This is a genomic window from Klebsiella sp. D-Nf1 (assembly GCF_002810515.1).
GTDB lineage: Bacteria > Pseudomonadota > Gammaproteobacteria > Enterobacterales > Enterobacteriaceae > Klebsiella > Klebsiella variicola.
Window position 1 is genome coordinate 38,056 of the sequence record NZ_PIOK01000012.1, and the last position, 23,465, is coordinate 61,520.

A 23,465-nucleotide genomic window follows, 5' to 3' on the forward strand; every position below is an offset into this window, starting at 1 on the left:
GCGTCACGAGGATAATGTTCTGATTAAATTGGAAAAATCTTCTTTAATGTCGTGGCTTTCTTCACGCAGCTGCTCAATCTTGCGGCAGGCGTGCAGCACGGTGGTATGGTCTCGGCCGCCAAACGCATCGCCGATTTCCGGCAGGCTGTGGTTGGTCAGCTCTTTGGCCAGCGCCATCGCCATCTGGCGAGGACGCGCCACCGAACGGGAGCGGCGCTTGGACAGCAGATCCGCTACCTTAATCTTGTAGTACTCCGCCACCGTCTTTTGAATATTGTCGATGGTGACCAGTTTTTCCTGCAGCGCCAGCAGATCGCGCAGCGCTTCGCGCACGAAATCGATGGTGATCGCCCGGCCGGTGAAGTTGGCATTGGCGATAACGCGGTTCAGCGCCCCCTCCAGCTCACGCACGTTTGAGCGCAGGCGCTTGGCAATAAAGAACGCCACTTCGCCCGGCAGGCGAATGTCGTTTTCATCGGCTTTTTTCATCAGGATCGCGACGCGGGTTTCCAGCTCCGGCGGCTCGATCGCCACCGTCAGGCCCCAGCCGAAGCGGGATTTCAGACGATCTTCAACGCCATTGATCTCTTTTGGATAACGATCCGAGGTCAGGATGATCTGCTGATTACCTTCCAGCAGGGCATTGAAGGTGTGGAAAAACTCTTCCTGGGATCGCTCTTTATTAGCAAAGAACTGAATGTCATCGATCAGCAGGGCGTCAACGGATCGGTAGTAGCGTTTAAACTCTTCGATGGCGTTGTTTTGCAGCGCTTTGACCATGTCCTGGACGAAACGCTCGGAGTGCATATAGACCACTTTCGCGTTCGGCTTACGCGCCACAATGCCGTTACCCACCGCGTGCAACAGGTGGGTTTTCCCCAGACCGGTGCCGCCATAAAGGAACAGCGGGTTGTAGGCCCCGCCCGGGTTATCCGCCACCTGACGCGCCGCCGCGCGGGCCAACTGGTTAGATTTACCTTCGACGAAGTTATCAAACGTGTGTTTCACGTTAACGTTAGAGCGGTAGGTCGGCTCCGCCGGTGCCGGAACATTATCCCAGCCAGGGCGCACGATCGTCGGCGCCACGCGCGCGGTCTGCACCTGCGCTGCCGGGATGGCCGCCGCAGCCGGGCTTACCGCTCCTTTCTGCAGCGAGCTGGCTGGCTTAGCGCCCACCTCAAAACGCAGCTGCGGGGCATCAGCACCGCAAAAATCATTGAGGAGTCCATTGATATTATTGAGGTATTTGTCCCTTACCCAGTCGAGCACAAAACGGTTTGGCGCATACAGTGCCAGCGTGTTATCGCTCAGTTCCGCCTGCAATGGGCGGATCCACATGCTGAATTCTGTGGCTGGTAACTCATCCTGCAATCGGGCAAGACACTGCTGCCAAAGCGAAAGTGACACGGCGGACTCCACTCGAACATAAAATCGATATCAAAGAAAAACAGAAACAATCGTGATTGTTGGCACACGTCGACAAGACCCTGCATTAGCCGAAAAGCCCCTGCACTAAAGGGGTGACGTGCGAACCGCTATCTGCGGTTATTACCCGTTGCGGATCCGGGGATCGCGATCGGGACCGGGGATCATAGCCTAAACTGAGAAAGAGATCTTGTGTTTCTCAACAGATTCTTCCCGATTTATCCACAGGAAGGATCGAAACCGGGTAAGTGTAATCGATCCTGGGGAGAGTGAAGCACGATTTCCGCCGCATATTGGAAAAATTAATGAGCTATGCTGGTTTTGGGCGGAAACGATCTAACAAAGATCCTTCCGGATCCTTGCGCTTTACTGGCCAGGCCGTATAATCCCCCACCCGGCGCGTAATGCCCGTTTTCGTCACTCGTCTCAGCTTATTTTTTGTGCGACAAGGTGCGAGAAATAAGGAAAGAGAATTGACTCCGGAGTGTACAATTATTACAATCCGGCCTCTTTAATCACCCACGCTGAGGCGTAAGTCGTTCGAAGTTCGTTCGGGTCTACGCAAAAGTCAGTGAATTTATTCAAGTTTAGGTAGAAATCGCCATGAAACGCACTTTTCAACCGTCTGTACTGAAGCGCAACCGTTCTCACGGCTTCCGTGCTCGTATGGCTACTAAAAATGGTCGTCAGGTTCTGGCACGTCGTCGTGCTAAAGGCCGCGCTCGTCTGACCGTTTCCAAGTAATAAAGCTAACCCTGCGTGGTTAAGCTCGCATTTCCCAGGGAGTTACGTTTGTTAACTCCCAGTCATTTCACTTTCGTCTTCCAGCAGCCACAACGGGCTGGCACGCCGCAAATCACCATCCTCGGCCGCCTGAATTCGCTGGGGCATCCCCGCATCGGTCTTACGGTCGCCAAGAAAAACGTAAAACGCGCACATGAACGCAATCGGATTAAACGTCTGACGCGTGAAAGTTTTCGTTTGCGTCAACATGAACTCCCGCCAATGGATTTCGTGGTGGTGGCGAAAAGAGGGGTTGCCGACCTCGATAACCGTGCTCTCTCGGAAGCGTTGGAAAAATTATGGCGCCGCCATTGTCGCCTGGCTCGCGGGTCCTGATCGGCCTGATTAGAGTTTATCAGCGCCTGATTAGTCCGCTACTCGGGCCGCATTGTCGTTTCACCCCAACCTGTTCTCAATACGGAATTGAGGCCTTACGCAGGTTTGGTGTGATAAAAGGCAGTTGGTTGACAATGAAACGCGTATTAAAATGCCACCCTTTACACCCTGGTGGTGACGATCCCGTCCCGCCCGGACCATTTGATACCAGAGAACACTAACGATGGATTCGCAACGCAATCTTCTTATCATCGCTTTGTTGTTCGTGTCTTTCATGATCTGGCAAGCCTGGGAGCAGGACAAAAATCCGCAGCCCCAGCAGCAGACCACGCAGACTACGACCACAGCAGCGGGTAGCGCCGCCGACCAGGGCGTACCGGCCAGTGGCCAGGGGAAACTGATTACGGTTAAAACCGACGTGCTTGAGCTGACTATCAACACCAACGGTGGTGATATTGAGCAGGCGCTGCTTCTGGCGTATCCAAAAACGCTGAAGTCGACCGAACCGTTCCAGTTACTGGAAACCACGCCGCAGTTTGTCTACCAGGCGCAGAGCGGCTTAACCGGCCGTGATGGTCCGGATAACCCGGCGAATGGCCCGCGTCCGCTGTACAACGTCGATAAAGAGGCGTTTGTGCTGGCTGATGGCCAGGATGAAATCGTCATTCCGCTGACCTACACCGATAAAGCCGGCAACGTCTTCACCAAAACCTTCACCCTGAAACGTGGTGGCTATGCGGTGAACGTCGGTTATAGCGTGCAGAACGCCAGCGAGAAGCCTCTGGAAGTCTCGACCTTCGGTCAGTTGAAGCAGACCGCGGCGCTGCCGACCAGTCGCGATACGCAGACCGGCGGCCTGTCCACGATGCATACTTTCCGTGGCGCAGCGTTCTCCACCGCGGATTCGAAATACGAAAAATACAAATTCGATACCATTCTGGACAACGAAAACCTGAACGTCAGCACCAAAAACGGTTGGGTTGCCATGCTGCAGCAGTACTTCACCACCGCGTGGGTGCCGCAGAATAACGGGACGAATAACTTCTACACCGCCAACCTCGGCAACGGCATTGTGGCTATTGGCTACAAATCGCAGCCGGTACTGGTGCAGCCTGGTCAAACCGACAAGCTGCAGAGCGTGCTGTGGGTCGGTCCGGCTATTCAGGACAAAATGGCTGCCGTTGCGCCGCACCTGGATCTGACCGTCGACTACGGCTGGCTGTGGTTCATCTCCCAACCGCTGTTCAAGCTGCTGAAATTCATCCACAGCTTCCTCGGCAACTGGGGCTTCTCGATCATCGTTATCACCTTTATCGTTCGTGGCATCATGTACCCGCTGACCAAAGCGCAGTACACCTCCATGGCGAAGATGCGTATGCTGCAGCCGAAGATTCAGGCCATGCGTGAGCGTCTGGGCGACGATAAACAACGTCAAAGCCAGGAGATGATGGCGCTGTATAAAGCGGAAAAAGTGAACCCACTGGGTGGCTGCTTCCCGCTGATTATTCAGATGCCGATCTTCCTTGCGCTGTACTACATGCTGAGCGCCTCGGTTGAACTGCGTCATGCGCCGTTTATCCTGTGGATCCACGACCTGTCTGCACAAGACCCGTACTACATCCTGCCGATCATCATGGGCGCGACCATGTTCTTCATCCAGAAGATGTCGCCGACCACCGTGACCGACCCGATGCAACAGAAGATCATGACCTTTATGCCGGTCATCTTCACGGTGTTCTTCCTGTGGTTCCCGTCTGGCCTGGTGGTGTACTACATCGTCAGCAACCTGGTCACCATTATTCAGCAGCAGCTGATTTACCGTGGTCTGGAGAAGCGTGGCCTTCATAGCCGCGAGAAGAAGAAATCCTGATACTCTTCATTCTTCAAGCCGCAGATGCGTTGGCTTCATTAGTTCGCCCCAGTCACTGACTACAGTAAGCTCCTGGGGCCTCACTAACTTGCCGCCTTTCTGCAACTTGAATTATTTCGAGTATCTACGGTAGCGTTAATGCCAGAGAAGGCGGTCAAAGGACCGCCTTTTTTACATCTACATAGAGAGTCACCATGAGCCATAACGACACTATCGTCGCCCAGGCCACCCCTCCGGGACGCGGTGGGGTGGGTATCCTGCGTATCTCCGGCCTCAACGCGCGCGACGTCGCGCAGGCGGTACTGGGCAAGCTGCCGAAGCCGCGTTATGCCGACTACCTGCCGTTCAACGACGTTGACGGTACGCCGCTGGATCAGGGGATTGCGCTGTGGTTCCCCGGGCCGAACTCCTTTACCGGGGAGGATGTGCTTGAGCTGCAGGGTCACGGCGGCCCGGTCATTCTCGATCTGCTGCTCAAACGTATTCTGACGTTGCCCGGCGTACGCATCGCCAGGCCGGGCGAGTTTTCCGAACGCGCGTTCCTCAACGACAAGCTCGACCTGGCGCAGGCCGAAGCCATCGCCGACCTCATCGACGCCAGTTCAGAACAGGCGGCGCGCTCGGCGTTGAACTCCTTGCAAGGAGCCTTCTCCGCGCGGGTTAACCACCTTGTGGAAGCGCTCACTCACCTGCGCATCTACGTGGAAGCGGCGATCGATTTCCCGGATGAAGAAATTGATTTCCTCTCCGACGGCAAAATTGAAGCCCAGCTGAACGGCGTGATGGCCGACCTCGACGCCGTCCGCGCGGAAGCTCGTCAGGGCAGTCTGCTGCGCGAAGGGATGAAAGTGGTGATCGCCGGGCGACCAAATGCCGGTAAATCGAGCCTGCTGAACGCCCTGGCGGGCCGCGAAGCGGCGATCGTCACCGACATTGCGGGCACCACCCGCGACGTACTGCGCGAACATATCCATATCGACGGCATGCCGCTGCATATCATCGATACCGCGGGCCTGCGCGACGCCAGTGACGAGGTGGAGCGTATCGGCATCGAGCGCGCCTGGCAGGAGATTGAGCAGGCGGATCGGGTGCTGTTTATGGTCGACGGCACCACCACCAGCGCCGTTGACCCAGCGGAGATCTGGCCGGACTTTATCGAGCGCCTGCCCGCTAAACTGCCGATTACCGTGGTGCGCAATAAAGCCGATGTCACTGGCGAGGCGCTGGGGCTCAGCGAAGTCAATGGCCACTCACTGATCCGCCTGTCGGCACGTACCGGCGAAGGCGTGGAGGTGCTGCGTAACCACCTCAAGCAGAGCATGGGCTTCGATACCAGCATGGAAGGCGGCTTCCTCGCCCGCCGCCGTCACCTGCAGGCGCTGGAAGAGGCGGCGAACCATCTGCAGCAGGGCAAAGCCCAGCTGCTGGGCGCCTGGGCCGGGGAGCTGCTGGCGGAAGAGCTGCGCCTCGCGCAGCAGGCGCTGAGCGAGATCACCGGGGAGTTCACCTCCGACGATCTGCTGGGCCGTATCTTCTCCAGCTTCTGCATCGGCAAATAACGTTTAGTCCGTAAACGTTCACTCACCCGCATTAACGCCGCGTTAATGCGGGTTTTTTCTTGCCCTTTACGGCGCAACGTTCTCTACTTTTATCTCCCCTTTTACCACGAGACTAAAGCATGACCGTTGAATATACCGTGATCGAGAAGGTGCCCTCCGCCGAAGCGTTTTGCCACCTGCGGGTGGCGGCGGGCATGTCGCCGCGCCCCCTGGAAGGCGCCAGGGCCGGACTGCCGCATAGCTGTTACGGCGTACATATCCTTTGGCAGGAGACGCCGATCGCTATGGGACGCATCATCGGCGACGGCGCGATTAATTTCGATATTGTCGACGTCGCCGTCGATCCGGCTCATCAGGGAAAAGGCCTGGGCCGGCTGGTGATGGAGAAGCTGGTCGCCTGGCTGGACGCTAACGCCTTTGACGGGGCCTATGTCACGCTGGTGGCGGATGTGCCGGAGCTGTATGCGAAGTTCGGCTTCGAAAGCGTCAGACCGGAGAGCGAAGGGATGGCCCGCGTCTGGCGAACCCGGGGTCGTTAGCTCGCATTTCCTGCCAGGAAAAGAGCGTTGTCCAAATGGCAACTCGTCTTGCGGCACGTTCCTCACTATGCTGAACGCCATTCACATCGCGAGGATCCCATGACACGCTTTCTTCTCTGCAGTTTCGCCCTGGTTCTGCTCTATCCCTCTGGCATCGATATGTATCTGGTCGGCCTGCCGCGTATTGCTCAGGACCTGGGGGCCAGCGAGGCACAATTACATATCGCCTTTTCAGTCTATCTGGCCGGTATGGCCTCCGCAATGCTCTTTGCTGGTCGCATCGCCGACCGGTCAGGACGTAAGCCTGTCGCCATTGTGGGCGCGGTGATCTTTGTTGTCGCCTCCCTGCTCTGCGCCCAGGCGCACGCCAGCAGCCACTTCCTCGTCGGACGCTTTATCCAGGGGATCGGCGCCGGCAGCTGCTACGTGGTGGCTTTCGCTATCCTGCGCGATACGCTGGACGATCGCCGCCGCGCCAAGGTGCTGTCGTTGCTCAACGGCATTACCTGCATTATCCCCGTCCTGGCGCCGGTGCTTGGCCACCTGATTATGCTGAAATATCCGTGGCAGAGCCTGTTCTACACCATGACCGGCATGGGCGTCATGGTCGGTTTGCTGTCGGTCTTTATCCTGCGCGAGACGCGCCCGACGGCACACCCGCAGACTGCGACACCGCAGCATGGCGGCAGTGAGTCGCTGCTGAACCGCTTTTTTCTCAGCCGCATTCTTATCACCACCCTCAGCGTGACGGCGATCCTGACCTACGTGAACGTCTCTCCGGTACTGATGATGGAAGAGATGGGGTTCGACCGGGGAACTTACTCAATGGCAATGGCCCTGATGGCGATGATCAGCATGGCAGTCTCCTTCTCGACGCCGTTCGCCCTGTCGCTGTTTAACCCCCGCACCTTAATGCTGACCTCGCAGGTGCTGTTTCTGGCGGCAGGCCTGGCGCTGAGCCTCGCCACCCGCCAGGCCGTCACCCTGATCGGGCTGGGCATGATTTGCGCCGGCTTCTCCGTTGGATTCGGCGTCGCGATGAGCCAGGCGCTGGGGCCCTTCACGCTGCGCGCGGGCGTCGCCAGCTCGGTTCTCGGCATCGCGCAGGTGTGCGGTTCATCGCTGTGGATTTGGCTCGCCGCCATCATCGGACTCAGCGCGATGAATATGCTGATCGGGATACTCATTGCCTGTAGCATAGTGAGCCTTGTTTTGTTACTGGTCGTCACCCCACCGCGGGTTGCGCAATACGATGAAGAAGCCGCTGTCGAGTCTTGATCTTAATTTACTCCTCTGCCTGCAGCTCCTGACCCAGGAGCTCAGCGTTACCCGTACGGCGAAGCGGATGAACGTTTCGCCGTCAGCGGTGAGCAAGTCGCTGGCCAAACTGCGCTCCTGGTTTGACGACCCGCTGTTTGTGAAAACCCCGCTGGGTCTGGCGCCTACGCCGCTGGTCAGCAGCATGGAGCAGGATCTGGCGGACTGGATGCAGATGGGCAACCAGATCCTCGATAAACCGCACCACACCATGCCCAGCGGCCTCAAATTCGAGCTGGCGGCGGAAACGCCGCTGCTGATGATCCTGTTTAACACCCTCTCCCAACGCATCTATCAGCGCTATCCGCAGGCATTGATTCGTTTGCGCAACTGGGACTACGACTCCCTGGACTCCATCATTCGCGGCGAGGTGGATATCGGCTTCTGCGGGCGCGAAAGTCATCCGCAGTCGCGGGAGCAGCTGAGCCTGCTGCCGTGGTATATCGATTTTGATGTCCTGTTCACCGACCTGCCGCAGGTCTGGCTGCGCGCCGATCATCCGGCGCTCAGAGAGGAATGGGATCTGGCGGCATTCTTGCGCTATCCGCATATCACCATCTGCTGGGAACAGAGCGATACCTGGGCACTGGACGATGTGCTGCAGGAGCTGGGGTATAAGCGTAACGTGGCGCTGACCGTGCCGGGGTTTGAACAATCGCTCTTTATGGCCGCTCAGCCGCAGCACACCATGCTGGCCACCGCGCCGCGCTACTGCCAGCACTATAATCAGCAGCACCAGCTACCGCTGGTCTCTCGCCCGCTGCCGCTGGAACCTCAGCTTCTGGAAAAGCTCCGCGTCCCCTTCACCTTGCTATGGCATAAGCGCAACAGCTACAACCCCAAGCTCGTCTGGCTTAGAGATACGTTAAAAGAACTCTATTCCGGTACGCTGTAAGCCTTGTTTCGTGTCCATCGCACCTTATTGCGCAAGAATTTGTAAAATTCAAACAAATTCTCTTTTCAACGGGGCATTTCGGCATTAAAACCTGTTAATACCAGGCGATAATAACGCGCGCAATTTTTACCAGACCATTACTCACGGAGCGACGTATGGCAACGCATTTTGCACGAGGGATACTCAGTACCGGGGAGCCGCTATCGACACGTTTGTCGGCGGCCTGTCATCAATCCGCACGTCTACTCCCTGAATACCGCCAGGCTCGCTTTCGTGCTTCGCGTTCGCTGCTCGCCGAACTGCTGTTTATGCTATACGGCATCAGCGAGCTGCCTGAAATCGTCAACGCCGCCAATGGCAGACCGGTTTTTAGCGATCGTCATCTTCCCCACTTTTCTATCTCTTATACTGGCAATATTGTTGGCGTCGCGCTGACCACCGAGGGGGATTGTGGCCTCGACATGGAACTGCAGCGCACGGTGCGTGGACACGACGCTGACCGGCACAATTTCAGTAACAATGAAAATCTGTGGATTAACATTCAGCATGACCCGGATGAAGCGCGTAGCCAGCTGGTGGCGCTGCGGCGAAGCGTGTTGAAACTGACCGGTGAAACACCGGCGCGTCTGCAGCTGCTGCCGGGCTCTGGCCGCCTGCGTACCGCCGGTAGCCAGCCAATCGAAGCCGTCTGTGACGCCGAATCGCTGCTGGTGTGGTCGATTGCCGCCAGCCCAAATATCGGCTCGCTGAAGGTCTGGGAATATGACGCTAAAGGGGGCGAATGGCATAGTCTGCCGGATGCTCAGCGGCGCGCACGCGAACCGTCGGCCCGCCTGATGCGCTTTACCAGCTTACCAATGGAAAAAACCTTATCCCTCAATTGACCGGTTTTGCCGGCATCATGATACAAAGGAGCAATCATGTCAGATACCTTAAAAGTGGTTACGTTACTCGGCAGCCTGCGCAAAGGGTCGTTTAATGGAATGGTCGCGCGCACACTGCCCGGCATCGCGCCCGCGGGCATGAACATCTCCGCGCTGCCGTCGATCGGTGATATCCCGCTGTACGATGCTGATATTCAGGAGGAAGAGGGGTTCCCACAGAACGTGCAGGATATTGCGCAACAGATCCGCGAGGCGGATGGCGTGGTGATTGTCACTCCCGAGTATAACTATTCCGTGCCTGGCGGCCTGAAAAACGCTATCGACTGGCTGTCACGCCTGCCCGAGCAGCCGCTGTCCGGCAAACCAGTACTGATTCAGACCAGCTCAATGGGTGCCATCGGCGGCGCACGCTGCCAGTATCATCTGCGCCAGATTCTGGTCTTCCTCGATGCGATGGTGATGAATAAACCGGAATTTATGGGCGGTGTGATCCAGAACAAAGTGGATCCGCAGTCAGGTGAAGTAGTCGATCAGAGCACTCTCGACCATCTGCGCGGCCAGTTGACCGCCTTTGGCGACTATATTCAGCGGGTTAAAGCATAAAAAAAGCCCGGCAGCGATGCCGGGCTTTTTCATCATGCGTGCGGATTAATGTGCATCGATAAAGACAATCTTCAGCACAAACAGCAGCGAGACGATCACCACGCACGGGCTGAGCTCGCGCAGGCGGCCGGTACCGATCTTCATCACGCAGTAAGAGATAAAGCCTAAGGCGATACCTTCGGTAATTGAGAAGCTAAATGGCATCATCACCGCGGTGATAAACGCCGGTACCGCTTCCGTCAGGTCATCCCACTTCACGCGCGCCAGGCTTGAGGTCATCAGCACGCCAACGTAAATCAGCGCGCCGGCGGCCGCATAGGCCGGAACCATCCCCGCCAGCGGAGACAGGAAGATAACCAGCAGGAACAGGATCCCAACGACAACGGCGGTCAGGCCGGTGCGCCCGCCCACGGAAACGCCGGAGGAGGATTCGATATAGGCCGTCACCGACGAAGTACCGATGAAGGAACCCGCCACCGACGAGACGCTGTCGACAAACAGCGCTTGCTTCATGCGCGGGAATTTACCCTGTGCATCAGCCAGACCCGCTTTATCGGTGACGCCAATCAGCGTCCCAGAGGAGTCAAACAGGTTGACCAGCATAAACGAGAAGATCACGCCGGCCAGGCCCAGGTTCAGGGAGCCCGCCAGATCGACATGACCAATCACCGACGTCACGCTCGGCGGCGCGGAGACGATGCCGGTGTAGTGCACATCGCCCAGCATCCAGCCCAGCAGGGTGGTGACCACAATAGACACCAGGACCGCGGCATGAATGTTACGTGATGCCAGAATCGCGATGATAAAGAAGCCCAGTATGCCCAGCAGCACACTGTGGGAGGTCAGATGACCAATGCTGACCAGCGTTTCCGGATTAGCGACGATAACCCCGGCATTTTTCAGACCCATCATGCCGATAAACAGGCCGATACCGCTGGTGATACCGACGCGCAGGCTCACCGGAATATTGGCGATCATCCAGTAGCGTACACGGAAAATCGTCAGCAGCAGCAGACCGACGGCGCCCCAGAAAATCGCGCCCATGCCTACCTGCCACGGCAGGCCCATCGCCTGTACCACCACAAAGGCGAAGAAGGCGTTCAGCCCCATCGCCGGCGCAAGAGCCACCGGCAGGTTCGCGAACAGACCCATCAGGATACTGCCGAACGCAGCAATCAGACAGGTGGTCACAAACACGGCGCTGGTATCCATGCCCGCTACGCCAAGAATTTGTGGGTTAACAAAAACGATATACACCATCGTCAGGAACGTGGTGAAACCGGCGATCGCTTCCGTACGCACTGTGGTGCCGTGCTCGCGCAGTTTAAATACGCGCTCCAGCAGACCCTGGCCAGAAGACTGGCTGGTTTGTTGTTGACTCATTATCGGTTTCCGAACGTAAAGGAGGGAAAATTCGAGGCTATCCTATACCAAAACAAGGCACCCGGCGCAGTTGTATGGTAATTTTTTTCATTTATTTTGCTTATACGGCAACGATTGCGTCGCGGCATTGGGCATGACGAAAACGTTAAACTTGTTAATACGGAAAGACTATGACTCAACCAGAAGCAGTATTTTTTGACTGTGACGGCACACTGGTCGACAGTGAGGTGATTTGCTCCCGCGCCTACGTTCACATGTTCCAGGAATTCGGCATTACGCTGGACCTTGCCGAGATTTTTAAGCGCTTCAAAGGGGTGAAGCTGTACGAAATTATCGACACTATCAACGCTGAGCATGGCGTTAACCTGCAAAAAGCGACGCTGGAGCCCATTTACCGTGCGGAGGTCGCTCGCCTGTTTGATAGCGAACTGGAGGTGATTGCCGGAGCCCAGGCGCTGCTGGATGCGGTAAGCGTCCCGATGTGCGTGGTTTCCAATGGCCCGGTCAGTAAAATGCAGCACTCTCTTGGCCGCACCGGCCTGCTGCACCATTTCGCTGACCGCTTGTACAGCGGCTACGATATTCAGCGCTGGAAGCCTGATCCGGCGCTGATGTTTCATGCGGCAGAGGCCATGCAGGTAAAAGCCGAAAACTGTATCCTGGTGGATGACTCCAGCGCCGGTGCTCAGTCGGGGATTGCCGCCGGTATGGAGGTGTTTTATTTCTGCGCCGATCCGCACAACCAGCCGATCGATCATCCCAAAGTGACCACCTTTACCGATCTGGCAGAGCTGCCGGCATTGTGGCAAGCGCGCGGCTGGGATATCACGCGTTAAGGGCCTGGTGAGCGGCACGTTGGCATCGATGTAGCCCCGCTAAGCGTCTGCGCAAGCGGGGGAATAGAACCAGCGACTGGTTATGGCTGCAATTCAGTGACTGCCGCCTTATCGGCAATAATCACCAGTGAAGGGTGTAATTTGAGCACCGACGCCGGCACCTGCTCGCTGACCGGGCCTTCAACCACCTGCTTAAGAGCTTGCGCCTTCGCCGCGCCGCTCACGATCAACAGCAGATTTTTTGCCGCCATCACGCTTCTCGGCCCCATGGTGACATAGCTATCGGGCACGACGGAAAAATCCCCACCCATCTCGCCGTTAGCGACAATATCAATCATTTCCCCATGAATCGGCACTTCGACCGTCTGATCATGAAAGCGGGTAGTATTCGGCAGGTTGCCGCAAAAATGGCCGTCAGCCCCCAGCCCCAGCACCATCAGATCAAGGCCACCAGCCTCTTCCAGCTGGCGATCGTGCTGAGCGGCGTTGTCCAGCGTCAGCTTATGAATGTTCTCTTCTTTGATCTGCGCCGGGGTAAAAAACAGCTGGCGCAGATTAGATATCGTGACGCCTTCTCGCGACTGGCCGCGAAAGGGGATCTCATCGAAGTTGTAATAGTGCACCCGATCATAGAATGCTTTGCCTTTCACGGCGGCGGTTAGATGCTCATACATCCGCTTTGGCGTGCTGCCGGCCGTCACGGCGAGATTCACCCGCCGCGGCGCCGTGATATAGCCCAGAACATGATGGCTGGCGACCAGGCTCATCTCTTCATAATCTTCGGTCACAATCATTTTCATCTTGTCGTCCTTCACAAGCACAAAACGGGGGCTGAACGCCCCCTAACGGTTATTTAAACAGTTTCTGCACAAACTCGGCGTAGGCCGGGCGCCAGACGTCCATTTCATGGTTCAGGCCGGGATACGAGTGATAGTCGAAGTTGACCTTCTGTTTTTCCAGCTCGCTTTTCAGACCAGCGATGTCTTTACCGGTTACGGAATCTTTTTCCCCAACCACCACGGTAAAGTTACGCAGTTGCTTATTGATCGCGTCAGGATGCTTCAGCTGCGCTTCCACGCCGGCATTCGGCACCGTGGTAGTCGTGACGCCGCTAAAGGTGGCGAGCCAGCCAAAACTATCCAGATGGTTCATTCCGGAAACCAGCGCCTGATAACCGCCCTGTGACAGGCCAGCCAGCGCCCGGCCATCGGCATCTTTACGCGCGTTAAACCGGGTATCGATCAGCGGAATGATATCCTGCATCAACTCGTTATCCGCCGCCTGCGCATTGAGCGGATAGAAGTTTTTGCGCCGCTCCTGCGGCGGGAAGTTTTCCGCGACCGCTTCCGGGGTATCGGTTTCGGTATCCGGGACCACCACCAGCATCGGCTTGATTTTGCCCTCCGCCAGCAGGTTATCCATGATCTGCGGGATACGCCCCTGATCGATGGCCGACAGACCGCTGTCGCCAAAGCCATGATAGAAATAGAGCACTGGCAGCGGATCGCCGGTTCCGCTATAGCCCGGCGGCGTCCAGACATAGAGACGACGTTCGGCGTTCAGAGCCTTCGAGTGATAGGTGAGGGTGCGCAGATCGCCATGCGCGACCGCCCGATCGTCGAGAATACTACCAGGTACCAGAATCAAACTGGTATTCACCTGGCGCTGCGGCTTCTGATAGCGACTGCCGGTATCCACCGAGCGGAAGCCATCCACATCGAAATAGTATTCATAGAGATTGGGTTTCATCGGCTCACTTTTCCATGTCCACACCCCCTGAGCCTCTTTGGTCATGTCGTGTGAGACAAAGGAGTCCGGCGTGGCGCCGGTCACTACCGAGACCCGCCGGGCATCGGGAGCAAACAGGCGATAAGTGATACTCTTATCCGCGTTAACCTGGGTAATAAAGTGGCTCACCGGCAGGGTGGGATCCGGCATCGCGGGTAATGGCGCCGCCTGGAGGGTAAACGCCGCGCCCGCCAGCGCCAGTGCGAAATAAATTGCATGTCGTTTCATCGTTATTCCTCTTCCGTAGTGTCCGTTCTGTTATCGTCTTACCACCAGATTTCCGCCTGCGCCCCCACGGCAAACTGATCGTTTTTACCGTCTTCAAAAATGCTGGTGGTATTATTCGCTGCCTTATCCAGGTCGATATCCTTCGCTTTAATATAGGTGGCATAGAAGCGAATTTCCGGGCGCGAGGTCAGCATACTGGTATTGACTTTGAAGGTATGGAACAGCGTGGTCTTGTAACCGGACTCGTTATATTTCTTGCCGGTAACATCTTTGTTTTGCTGTTTGAAGTATCCCAGCTCGACGCCGGTCTGGTTGTATTTATCCCAGATATAAGCCGGTCGCAGGACCGTGCGAATGGATTCAAAATCGGAGTGGGCCCCGGTTTCGTAGCTATAGACGTCGTTACCAAAGGAGTAGACGATGGCATTCGCCATAATAATGTCATCGCGTAAATAGGTTTCTCCCTGCGAGGTTAAGCGCACCGCGGTGCCATTGGTATGATCGCCATAATAGCGGCCGTTAAAAGTGGTATAGGGGCTGGAACCGGCATAGCGCGAGAAGCTGCTGGCAATAGAATTATTCGCCAGTAAGAAAGAGAATTCGTTAAAGCCGCCGCTAGCCCATTTCTGCGTTAACGAGGTGCCTGCCATCCAGGTATCTTTCCACGGATAATAACCTTCATTGCCCTCTTTATATTTCTCCGAGGAACTTTGGTTGGCAGCGACATAGCGCCCGCTGACCATCAGGCTGGCTTTATCCCACAGCGGAATCTCTTTGTAGCGAACGTCCAGGGTGTTGGTGTTGATTTGCTGCTTATTGCTCAAAGAACGGTCGTAATCATCGACATCTTCGCGGATCAATGCGATATCGAATTTCCCGGCGCCCACCTGCCAGTTTTCCAGCCCCACGCCGGCCGCCGCATCGGTTCTCTGCGTTTTCCAGTCCAGCATCTGGATTTCGATTTTTGGCGCCCCGTGTTTGCCGACCCAGAAATCGGCTTCCGGGGCAAACGGCAGGAACCCTTTGGTGTTAACGTACATATCCGAGAACTGGATGTAGTTTTCGCCGCCAGCGTTGTCACCAAACCAGCCGGCGGAATACTGCTGGCCGACGTTACCGTCGAGCATCACGATGGCATCAACGCGTTTATCGCCTTCCTGAAATACCCGCTGCTTCAGCTGCAGATCGAACCAGCCGGAATATTCATTGCCCAGGCGGCCAAGCGAGCCAATCGCCCACGATTTTGGCGAGCCGTGCGAGGCGGTACCCCATCCGGAACGGAAGTAGCCGTTATAGCTAAAGCCAATTTCATCTTTCACGAACGTGCTAAAATCTTTCAGCGTCATCGCGCTGTAGGCTGGCGCGCCGTCCGTGGCTGGTTGTTGATTTTTGACCAGCACCGCATCCGGTTTCACCGCCGTCTTCGGCCCGGCGGCCGCCACCCCGGTCTTGCGCTTCTGACCTTCCGCAGGCGGAGACCATGAGGCCCAAATCTGGTCTCTTTTTCTCTCCTGGTCCTGATATTTTTTGAGTTCTTTTTGCGTGTCTTTGAGCGCTTTTTCCAGCAGCTCAAGCCGTTGCTCCACCGTCAACGGGCTCGCTATCAGAGTGGTGGAATAACAAAGCGGTGCCAGCAATACCATCGCCGGAGCGATCCTGGTTTTTCTCATCATAATATTCCCTTATATAAGTATTGGCGTAAATAAAACACGACAGCAACAAGCATCCCGCGCAGGTTCGAATAGCCGTATCCATACCGTTTGAGGTCGCGGCGGCTGTTATTTTTGCGGTTAGACAAAAGCAAAAAAAAACCTGAAGAAGACGATCTGCCTTAACAGATAATCCTCTTCAGGTTTTGCCCGCGCATCGCGGTAGCAACCCTCATTCAGCCATTATTGGCCCGCATAAAACAAAAAAACCTGATACCGCCGCCGTAGGGGCAATATCAGGTTTTGCCTGCTGTCGCAGTGACAATCCGGTTAAACCACCCTGAGCGTTAAAGCTCAGGAGTGAACGCTGATTGTTACGCGATAAAATGAAGAACTCAAACGGGCAGCCTGTTAATTGTGACGATAATCTCAGCAATCTCGCTGCCGCGGGAAAAATTATATCTAATCCTGATAAATCCATTTACCAGAATTAGACAGAATGATTATTACTCTTTCGGATCTTTGCCGGCGAGCAGTTTATCCAGCTCATCGCCGCCAACGTGACGGAAATCCTGACCTTTGACGAAGTAGAAAATATATTCGCAGATATTCTGGCAGCGGTCGCCGATACGCTCGATCGAACGCGCGCAGAACAGCGCGGTCAGGACGCTCGGGATAGTGCGCGAGTCTTCCATCATGTAGGTCATCAGCTGGCGCACGATGCCTTCATACTCCTGGTCGACTTTCTTATCTTCGCGATAAATACGTACCGCTTCGTCGAGATCCATACGCGCGAACGCATCCAGCACGTCATGCAGCATCTGCACCGTGTGACGGCCCAGCGATTCGAGGCTCACCAGCAGCGGCTGATGCTGCTGGGAAAACTTCTCCAGCGCGGTGCGGCAGATTTTATCCGCCACGTCGCCGATGCGTTCCAGCTCAGCGATAGTCTTGATGATCGCCATCACCAGACGCAGGTCGCTGGCGGTCGGCTGGCGCTTGGCGATGATGCGCACGCAGGCCTCGTCGATCGCCACTTCCATCATGTTGACCTGCTTGTCGCCGTCGATGACGCGTTTCGCCAGATCGCTGTCCTGGTTATGCATTGCGGTGATCGCATCAGAAAGCTGCTGCTCCACCAGCCCACCCATGGTCATCACCTGGGTGCGGATGTACTCCAGTTCAGCGTTGAACTGGCCGGATATATGTTTGTTAAGATTTAGGTTGTCCATGGTGTCTCCTGATTGCCCAACTGGTGAGAGCCTGAAAGCACAAGGGCAAATCAACCGTAGCGGCCAGTAATATAATCTTCAGTTTGTTTCTTCGCGGGCTTGGTGAACAGGTCGTCCGTGTTGCTGAACTCAATCAGCTCGCCAAGATACATAAATGCCGTATGGTCGGAGCAACGCGCAGCCTGCTGCATGTTGTGAGTCACGATAACGACGGTGTAGTCCTGTTTCAGCTCGGTGATCAGCTCTTCGATACGCCCGGTGGAGATCGGGTCCAGCGCGGAGCACGGCTCATCAAGCAGCAGGACTTCCGGACGGATCGCGATACCGCGCGCGATGCACAGGCGCTGTTGCTGGCCGCCGGAGAGAGAATACCCACTCTGGTGCAGTTTATCTTTGGTTTCGTTCCATAATGCGGCTTTGGTCAGCGCCCACTGCACGCGCTCGTCCATATCGGCACGGGACAGCTTTTCAAACAGGCGCACGCCGAAGGCGATATTGTCGTAAATGGACATCGGGAACGGCGTTGGTTTCTGGAATACCATGCCAACCTTGGCGCGCAGCAGGGCGATATCCTGGGTGTTGGTCAGAATATTATCGCCATCCAGCAGGATCTCGCCTTCCGCGCGCTGCTCCGGATACAGTTCAAACATTTTGTTGAACGTGCGCAGCAGGGTGGATTTACCGCAGCCTGACGGACCGATAAACGCCGTCACCTGGTTTTTGGTGATATCCAGGTTGATGTTCTTCAGGGCATGGAATTTGCCGTAGTAGAAGTTCAGGTTACGAACTGAAATCTTACCCGGAGCTGTATTCACCATACTCATCTCAATCTCTTCCTCATTCAGCGCAGCAGCCGCTGCGCCGCAAAAAATTAACCGTGTTTCTTCTTGGCGAAGATAACGCGCGCCAGGATGTTCAGCAGCAAGACGCACAGGGTGATAATCAATACCCCGGCCCATGCCAGTTGCTGCCACTCCGCAAACGGACTCATGGCAAATTTGAAAATGGTCACCGGCAGGTTGGCAATCGGCTGCATCATGTCGGTGCTCCAGAACTGGTTGGACAGCGCGGTGAACAGCAGGGGAGCCGTTTCCCCGGCAATACGAGCGATTGCCAGCAGGATCCCGGTCATAATCCCCGAGACGGACGCTTTCAGGGTAATCGCCGAGATCATCTTCCACTTCGGCGTCCCCAGCGCATAGGCCGCTTCACGCAGGCTATCCGGCACCAGCTTCAGCATATTTTCGGTGGTACGAATAACGATAGGCACCTGCAGCAGCGCCAGTGCGATAACGCCCGCCCAGCCCGAGAAGTGTTGCATCTGCGCCACCACGATGGTGTAGACGAACAGGCCGACCACGATAGACGGCGCGGAAAGCAGAATATCGTTGATAAAACGGATGATTTCCGCCAGTACCGACTTGCGGCCGTACTCCGCCAGATAGATACCCGCCATGATCCCCAGCGGCGTACCAAAGACGGTCGCCCACAGGATCAGCAGGCCGCTGCCGGCGAGGGCGTTGGCCAGGCCACCGCCTGCCGTGTTCGGCGGCGGCGTCATTTCGGTGAACAGCGCCAGACTCATGCCATCGAAACCGCGGGTTATCGTCGCCATCAGGATCCAGATAAGCCAGAACAAACCAAACGCCATGGTCGCTATGGACAGCGCCAGAGCGATACGGTTCTTCATGCGGCGTTTGGCCTGCATCTTGCGACGGGACTCGGCCAGCTCGGTAGTGGTTTGCAATTCAATGGTCGCCATTAGCGTGCCCCCTCATTCTTCGCGAGGCGCATAATCATGAACTTAGACGCGGCCAGAACGATAAAGGTGATAACGAACAGGATCAGGCCCAGCTCCATCAGCGCCGCCACGTGCAGTCCGGTTTCCGCTTCGGCGAACTCATTAGCCAGCGCGGAGGTAATGCTGTTCCCTGGCATATACAACGAGATGCTGTCGAGCTGGTAGGTGTTGCCGATGATAAAAGTGACCGCCATGGTTTCACCCAGCGCGCGGCCCAGACCGAGCATCACCCCGCCGATCACCCCATTCTTGGTGAACGGTAAGACAATGCGCCAGATAACTTCCCAGGTGGTGCAGCCGATGCCATAGGCCGACTCTTTCATCATCACCGGCGTCTGTTCGAAGACATCGCGCATGACCGCGGCGATATAAGGGATGATCATGATGGCCAGAATGATGCCAGCGGCCAGGATGCCGATACCAAACGCCGGACCGGCAAACAGCGCACCGACGAACGGGATCGTTGACAGGACGTTGCCGACCGGCTCCTGGAAGTAAGTCGCAAACAGCGGGGCGAAAATAAACAGGCCCCACATGCCGTATACGATACTCGGGATTGCCGCCAGCAGCTCAATCGCAATGCCCAGCGGACGCTTGAGCCAGGCGGGGGACAGTTCGGTCAGAAACAGCGCGATGCCAAAGCTCACCGGGACGGCGATCAGCAGCGCGATAAAGGAGGTCACCAGGGTTCCGTAAATCGGTACCAGCGCGCCGAAGATTTCGTTGGGCGCATCCCACTCTTTGGTCCACAAAAAAGCAAAGCCAAACTTTTGAATGCTCGGCCAGGAAGAGATGATCAGGGAAACGATGATGCCGCCCAGCATCAATAGCACAATCAGCGCAGCCAGTTTTACCAGCGCACTGAAAATCATGTCACCCTTTTTCCCCGGAGGGGTAAATGCAGGCTTGGTTGCAGCCATAGATTACTCTTTACGTATTAAAACTTGTTCGAATAAATGCCCGGTGGCGTTCGCTCCCGGGCCTACAGTCTGAACCGTAGGGCGGGCAGCGCCTGAACGCCCCCGCCATCTTCGTCAAAAATCTACTGTTAGTACAGCGCTTTACCGCTGCTGTCTTTGACGTTGGTTTTCCATGCTGCACGAACCTGCTCTACCACGCTTTCCGGCAGCGTCGCATAATCCAGTGCATTTGCTTCTTTCGCGCCGTTTTTATACGCCCAGTCGAAGAACTTCAACACTTCAGCGGTCTGTTCCGGCTTGTTGGTCGCCTTATGCACCAGGATGAAGGTGGTTGAGGTGATCGGCCATGCATTTTCGCCTTTCTGGTTGGTCAGGTCCTGTGCGAAGGACTTGCTCCAGTCAACGCCTTTCGCGGCGTTAGCGAAGTTATCTTCAGTCGGGCTAACCGGCTTGCCACCAGCGGACACCAGCTTGGTATACGCGAGGTTGTTTTGTTTGGCGTAAGCGTATTCGACGTAACCAATAGAGCCCGGCAGACGCTGAACAAAGGCGGCGATACCGTCGTTACCTTTGCCGCCCAGTCCGGTTGGCCAGTTTACGGTAGAACCTGCACCGATTTTCGATTTCCACTCTTCATTCACTTTGGACAGGTAGCTGGTGAAGACGAAGGAGGTACCGGAACCATCAGCGCGGCGAACCACGGCAATGTTCTGTGAAGGCAGCTTCAGGCCCGGGTTGAGTTTAGCGATCGCTTCGTCATCCCATTTTTTAATTTTACCCAGGTAGATATCACCGAGGGTTTTGCCATCCAGCACCAGTTCGCCGGATTTCACGCCAGGCAGGTTAACCGCCAGCACCACGCCGCCAATTACGGTGGGGAACTGGAACAGCCCTTCCTGAGTCAGTTTGTCATCAGCCAGCGGAGCATCAGAAGCACCGAAATCAACGGTGTTAGCAATAATCTGCTTAACGCCACCAGAGGAACCAATGCCCTGGTAGTTCACTTTATTGCCCGTTTCTTTCTGATAGGTGTCAGCCCATTTGGCATACACCGGCGCAGGGAAAGTTGCGCCTGCGCCAGTCAGGCTTGCTGCTGCGAAGGCAGAGAAAGCGCTCATCGATAAGGTCGCGGCGACAACTGTTGCGACGGTGGTACGCATAACGTTCATAATGTCTCCTGCTGGGATTCGTAAATCATTGTTTCGAGGCTATGGTGAGCAAAATAGGTCAAAGAGGTGACAGTAAAATGTACGAATTATGACAGTTTTATGACAGGTCGAAAGAAGGGATTTTACAGCAAATAATAGTCATATAACTCAGATGGTTATCTGTAATCATGACCGTGCAATGACAGAATAATTTTCTTTTTATGACAGTAAAATCGAACCGCAAAACGATCGTTTGTCATCTACCGCCAGCCAAAATATTTCGCGCAAGTTCGGTGATGAACAGCAGGTGAAAATAAAAAGGGCTGCCGCCGGCAGCCCTTTGCAAGATATGATGCTTTACTCCACAGTCACCGATTTCGCCAGGTTACGCGGCTGGTCAACGTCTGTGCCTTTAATCAGCGCGACATGATAAGCCAGTAACTGCAGCGGTACCGTATAGAAGATAGGGGCGATCATCTCTTCGACATGCGGCATCTCAATGATGTGCATGTTATCGCTACCGTTGAAGCCGGCGTCACCGTCGGCGAAGACGTACAGCTCGCCGCCGCGGGCACGAACCTCTTCGATGTTGGATTTCAGTTTTTCCAGCAGCTCGTTGTTCGGCGCCACCACAATCACCGGCATTTCCGCATCAATCAGCGCCAGCGGGCCATGTTTCAGTTCACCTGCCGCATAGGCTTCCGCGTGAATGTAGGAGATCTCTTTCAGCTTCAGCGCTCCTTCCATGGCGATCGGGTACTGATCGCCGCGGCCGAGGAACAGCGCATGGTGCTTATCAGAGAAACGCTCTGCCAGCTGTTCAATACGCTTGTCCTGGGAGAGCATCTGCTCGATACGGTTCGGCAGCGCCTGCAGACCGTGCACGATATCGTGCTCAATCGCCGCATCCTGACCTTTCAGACGCGCCAGTTTCGCCACCAGCATCAACAGCACGGTCAGCTGAGTGGTAAAGGCTTTGGTCGAGGCCACGCCGATTTCAGTACCGGCTTTGGTCATCAGCGCCAGATCGGACTCACGCACCAGTGACGAGCCCGCCACGTTACAGATAGCCAATGAACCAAGATAGCCAAGCTCTTTCGACAGACGTAGCGCCGCCAGGGTATCGGCGGTTTCACCAGACTGAGAGAGGGTGATCATCAGACTGTTGCGACGCACCGCGGACTTGCGATAGCGGAATTCCGAGGCGATTTCCACATCGCACGGGACGCCAGCTAATGCTTCGAACCAGTAGCGGGAGACCATTCCGGAGTTATAGGAAGTCCCACAAGCAACTATCTGAATATGTTCAACCTGAGCCAGCATTTCATTGGCGTTCGGCCCCAGCTCGCTGAGATCCACTTCGCCGTGGCTGATGCGCCCGGTCAGGGTGTTTTTAATCGCATTTGGCTGTTCGTAAATCTCTTTCTGCATATAGTGGCGGTAGATACCTTTATCGCCAGCGTCATACTGCAGATTGGATTCGATCTCCTGGCGTTTCACTTCCGCGCCGGATTTATCGAAAATCACCACCGAGCGGCGAGTGACTTCGGCAATATCGCCCTCTTCGAGGAAGATAAAGCGGCGGGTCACTGGCAGCAATGCCAGCTGGTCGGAAGCGATAAAGTTTTCGCCCATTCCCAGGCCAATCACCAGCGGGCTACCGGAGCGGGCCGCCAGCAGGGTTCCCGGGTCACGGGTATCCATGATCACCGTACCGTAGGCGCCGCGCAGCTGCGGAATAGCGCGCAGGACGGCTTCACGCAAGGTACCGCCTTGTTCCAGTTCCCAGTGCACCAGATGGGCGATAACTTCGGTATCGGTCTCGGTGACGAAGACATAGCCGCGAGACTGCAGCAGGGCACGCAGCGGCTCATGGTTCTCGATGATCCCGTTATGGACCACCACAATGTGTTCAGAAACATGCGGATGCGCATTGCTCTCAGACGGTTCACCGTGCGTCGCCCAGCGAGTATGGGCGATCCCGGTACCACCATGTAACGGTTGCTCTTCTACCGCCTGAGCCAGCATCTGAACTTTACCCAGGCGACGCACGCGGGTCATATGACCTTCGCTGTCGACCACCGCCAGACCGGCAGAGTCATACCCACGGTATTCCAGACGACGTAAACCTTCGAGAAGGATTTCAGCAATATCACGCTGCGCGACTGCGCCAACAATTCCACACATAGTTAAATTTCCTGATAATGGCGATATGCCATGCGTTGTCGCTGACCTGTATTTGCCCGTTTTCCGGGCGCCCCGAGCCTTG

At 55.9% G+C, this 23,465-nt stretch carries 22 protein-coding genes; 11 read left to right on the top strand and 11 right to left on the bottom strand.

The annotated features are described in order from the left end of the window. Window positions 1–3: 3 nt before the first annotated feature. Window positions 4–1,407 carry a chromosomal replication initiator protein DnaA gene (gene dnaA, locus CWM54_RS26230; protein ID WP_012540254.1) on the bottom strand — a complete coding sequence of 468 codons (1,404 nt, stop codon included), beginning with the start codon at window positions 1,405–1,407 and terminating at the stop codon, window positions 4–6. A gap of 621 nt (window positions 1,408–2,028) precedes the next feature. Between dnaA and rpmH the strand changes: the two genes are divergently transcribed. The 10 genes from rpmH (at window position 2,029) to CWM54_RS26285 (ending at window position 10,211) form a co-directional block, all read left to right on the top strand. Continuing rightward, entirely contained in the window at window positions 2,029–2,169 is a 141-nt protein-coding gene (gene rpmH / locus CWM54_RS26235; protein WP_000831330.1) for a 50S ribosomal protein L34, read from the top strand. Between the two features lie 15 nt (window positions 2,170–2,184). Continuing rightward, window positions 2,185–2,544 carry a ribonuclease P protein component gene (rnpA, locus tag CWM54_RS26240; protein WP_004151535.1) on the top strand — a complete coding sequence of 120 codons (360 nt, stop codon included), beginning with the start codon at window positions 2,185–2,187 and terminating at the stop codon, window positions 2,542–2,544. Beyond that, window positions 2,508–2,765 (top strand): membrane protein insertion efficiency factor YidD, encoded by a 258-nt coding sequence (gene yidD / locus CWM54_RS26245; protein WP_004151536.1) that lies wholly within the window; start codon window positions 2,508–2,510, stop codon window positions 2,763–2,765. Before rnpA ends, yidD begins: the two co-directional genes overlap by 37 nt. A 2-nt stretch (window positions 2,766–2,767) precedes the next feature. Then, entirely contained in the window at window positions 2,768–4,414 is a 1,647-nt protein-coding gene (gene yidC / locus CWM54_RS26250; RefSeq protein ID WP_061156305.1) for a membrane protein insertase YidC, read from the top strand. Between the two features lie 194 nt (window positions 4,415–4,608). Then, window positions 4,609–5,973, top strand: coding sequence for a tRNA uridine-5-carboxymethylaminomethyl(34) synthesis GTPase MnmE (gene mnmE, locus CWM54_RS26260; protein WP_044614064.1), 1,365 nt, complete (start codon window positions 4,609–4,611; stop codon window positions 5,971–5,973). 119 nt (window positions 5,974–6,092) lie between these two features. Beyond that, window positions 6,093–6,512, top strand: coding sequence for a GNAT family N-acetyltransferase (locus CWM54_RS26265; RefSeq protein WP_100682108.1), 420 nt, complete (start codon window positions 6,093–6,095; stop codon window positions 6,510–6,512). Window positions 6,513–6,611: 99 nt separating this feature from the next. Beyond that, complete coding sequence (locus CWM54_RS26270) at window positions 6,612–7,790, top strand: MFS transporter (RefSeq protein WP_100699074.1); 1,179 nt, start codon at window positions 6,612–6,614, stop codon at window positions 7,788–7,790. Further along, entirely contained in the window at window positions 7,765–8,724 is a 960-nt protein-coding gene (gene yidZ / locus CWM54_RS26275) for an HTH-type transcriptional regulator YidZ (RefSeq protein WP_100699076.1), read from the top strand. The genes CWM54_RS26270 and yidZ overlap by 26 nt, the downstream gene beginning before the upstream one ends. Before the next feature lie 308 nt (window positions 8,725–9,032). Then, window positions 9,033–9,608 carry a 4'-phosphopantetheinyl transferase family protein gene (locus tag CWM54_RS26280; protein WP_162678357.1) on the top strand — a complete coding sequence of 192 codons (576 nt, stop codon included), beginning with the start codon at window positions 9,033–9,035 and terminating at the stop codon, window positions 9,606–9,608. 36 nt (window positions 9,609–9,644) lie between these two features. Continuing rightward, entirely contained in the window at window positions 9,645–10,211 is a 567-nt protein-coding gene (locus tag CWM54_RS26285; RefSeq protein WP_100699078.1) for an NADPH-dependent FMN reductase, read from the top strand. Window positions 10,212–10,256: 45 nt separating this feature from the next. Here CWM54_RS26285 and CWM54_RS26290 read toward each other — a convergent pair whose 3' ends face one another. Then, the gene (locus CWM54_RS26290; RefSeq protein WP_074385295.1) at window positions 10,257–11,594 is read right to left on the bottom strand and encodes an NCS2 family permease; all 1,338 of its coding nucleotides are present in this window, start codon (window positions 11,592–11,594) and stop codon (window positions 10,257–10,259) included. Window positions 11,595–11,764: 170 nt separating this feature from the next. Here CWM54_RS26290 and yieH point away from each other — a divergent pair, with 170 nt between their 5' ends. Next, window positions 11,765–12,430 (top strand): 6-phosphogluconate phosphatase, encoded by a 666-nt coding sequence (gene yieH, locus CWM54_RS26300; protein WP_008806734.1) that lies wholly within the window; start codon window positions 11,765–11,767, stop codon window positions 12,428–12,430. Window positions 12,431–12,510: 80 nt separating this feature from the next. Here the strand turns inward: yieH and CWM54_RS26305 are convergent, their stop codons facing one another. The 9 genes from CWM54_RS26305 to glmS form a co-directional block, all read right to left on the bottom strand. Then, window positions 12,511–13,230 carry a glucosamine-6-phosphate deaminase gene (locus CWM54_RS26305; protein WP_100699080.1) on the bottom strand — a complete coding sequence of 240 codons (720 nt, stop codon included), beginning with the start codon at window positions 13,228–13,230 and terminating at the stop codon, window positions 12,511–12,513. A 49-nt stretch (window positions 13,231–13,279) separates the two neighbouring features. Further along, window positions 13,280–14,446 (bottom strand): alpha/beta hydrolase-fold protein, encoded by a 1,167-nt coding sequence (locus tag CWM54_RS26310; RefSeq protein ID WP_100699082.1) that lies wholly within the window; start codon window positions 14,444–14,446, stop codon window positions 13,280–13,282. 38 nt (window positions 14,447–14,484) lie between these two features. After that, window positions 14,485–16,119, bottom strand: coding sequence for a carbohydrate porin (locus tag CWM54_RS26315; protein WP_100699084.1), 1,635 nt, complete (start codon window positions 16,117–16,119; stop codon window positions 14,485–14,487). A 482-nt stretch (window positions 16,120–16,601) separates the two neighbouring features. Then, window positions 16,602–17,327 carry a phosphate signaling complex protein PhoU gene (gene phoU, locus CWM54_RS26325; protein WP_004145007.1) on the bottom strand — a complete coding sequence of 242 codons (726 nt, stop codon included), beginning with the start codon at window positions 17,325–17,327 and terminating at the stop codon, window positions 16,602–16,604. A 50-nt stretch (window positions 17,328–17,377) separates the two neighbouring features. Next, window positions 17,378–18,151, bottom strand: coding sequence for a phosphate ABC transporter ATP-binding protein PstB (gene pstB, locus CWM54_RS26330; protein ID WP_004145006.1), 774 nt, complete (start codon window positions 18,149–18,151; stop codon window positions 17,378–17,380). A gap of 47 nt (window positions 18,152–18,198) precedes the next feature. Beyond that, on the bottom strand, window positions 18,199–19,089 hold the full coding sequence (gene pstA / locus CWM54_RS26335; protein WP_061156294.1) for a phosphate ABC transporter permease PstA: 891 nt from the start codon (window positions 19,087–19,089) through the stop codon (window positions 18,199–18,201). Further along, window positions 19,089–20,048 carry a phosphate ABC transporter permease PstC gene (gene pstC / locus CWM54_RS26340; RefSeq protein ID WP_061156293.1) on the bottom strand — a complete coding sequence of 320 codons (960 nt, stop codon included), beginning with the start codon at window positions 20,046–20,048 and terminating at the stop codon, window positions 19,089–19,091. The genes pstA and pstC overlap by 1 nt, the downstream gene beginning before the upstream one ends. Before the next feature lie 128 nt (window positions 20,049–20,176). Beyond that, entirely contained in the window at window positions 20,177–21,217 is a 1,041-nt protein-coding gene (pstS, locus tag CWM54_RS26345; RefSeq protein WP_061156292.1) for a phosphate ABC transporter substrate-binding protein PstS, read from the bottom strand. Window positions 21,218–21,553: 336 nt separating this feature from the next. Then, the gene (glmS, locus tag CWM54_RS26350) at window positions 21,554–23,383 is read right to left on the bottom strand and encodes a glutamine--fructose-6-phosphate transaminase (isomerizing) (RefSeq protein ID WP_100682103.1); all 1,830 of its coding nucleotides are present in this window, start codon (window positions 23,381–23,383) and stop codon (window positions 21,554–21,556) included. Window positions 23,384–23,465 lie beyond the last annotated feature (82 nt).

Coding starts and splice junctions, on each gene's coding strand:
- rpmH (WP_000831330.1), top strand. CDS start 2,029: ATGAAACGCACTTTTCAACCGTCTGTACTGAAGCGCAACCGTTCTCAC.
- yidD (WP_004151536.1), top strand. CDS start 2,508: ATGGCGCCGCCATTGTCGCCTGGCTCGCGGGTCCTGATCGGCCTGATT.
- yidC (WP_061156305.1), top strand. CDS start 2,768: ATGGATTCGCAACGCAATCTTCTTATCATCGCTTTGTTGTTCGTGTCT.
- mnmE (WP_044614064.1), top strand. CDS start 4,609: ATGAGCCATAACGACACTATCGTCGCCCAGGCCACCCCTCCGGGACGC.
- CWM54_RS26265 (WP_100682108.1), top strand. CDS start 6,093: ATGACCGTTGAATATACCGTGATCGAGAAGGTGCCCTCCGCCGAAGCG.
- CWM54_RS26270 (WP_100699074.1), top strand. CDS start 6,612: ATGACACGCTTTCTTCTCTGCAGTTTCGCCCTGGTTCTGCTCTATCCC.
- yidZ (WP_100699076.1), top strand. CDS start 7,765: ATGAAGAAGCCGCTGTCGAGTCTTGATCTTAATTTACTCCTCTGCCTG.
- CWM54_RS26280 (WP_162678357.1), top strand. CDS start 9,033: ATGCTATACGGCATCAGCGAGCTGCCTGAAATCGTCAACGCCGCCAAT.
- CWM54_RS26285 (WP_100699078.1), top strand. CDS start 9,645: ATGTCAGATACCTTAAAAGTGGTTACGTTACTCGGCAGCCTGCGCAAA.
- CWM54_RS26290 (WP_074385295.1), bottom strand. CDS start 11,594: ATGAGTCAACAACAAACCAGCCAGTCTTCTGGCCAGGGTCTGCTGGAG.
- yieH (WP_008806734.1), top strand. CDS start 11,765: ATGACTCAACCAGAAGCAGTATTTTTTGACTGTGACGGCACACTGGTC.
- CWM54_RS26305 (WP_100699080.1), bottom strand. CDS start 13,230: ATGAAAATGATTGTGACCGAAGATTATGAAGAGATGAGCCTGGTCGCC.
- CWM54_RS26310 (WP_100699082.1), bottom strand. CDS start 14,446: ATGAAACGACATGCAATTTATTTCGCACTGGCGCTGGCGGGCGCGGCG.
- CWM54_RS26315 (WP_100699084.1), bottom strand. CDS start 16,119: ATGATGAGAAAAACCAGGATCGCTCCGGCGATGGTATTGCTGGCACCG.
- phoU (WP_004145007.1), bottom strand. CDS start 17,327: ATGGACAACCTAAATCTTAACAAACATATATCCGGCCAGTTCAACGCT.
- pstB (WP_004145006.1), bottom strand. CDS start 18,151: ATGAGTATGGTGAATACAGCTCCGGGTAAGATTTCAGTTCGTAACCTG.
- pstA (WP_061156294.1), bottom strand. CDS start 19,089: ATGGCGACCATTGAATTGCAAACCACTACCGAGCTGGCCGAGTCCCGT.
- pstC (WP_061156293.1), bottom strand. CDS start 20,048: ATGGCTGCAACCAAGCCTGCATTTACCCCTCCGGGGAAAAAGGGTGAC.
- pstS (WP_061156292.1), bottom strand. CDS start 21,217: ATGAACGTTATGCGTACCACCGTCGCAACAGTTGTCGCCGCGACCTTA.
- glmS (WP_100682103.1), bottom strand. CDS start 23,383: ATGTGTGGAATTGTTGGCGCAGTCGCGCAGCGTGATATTGCTGAAATC.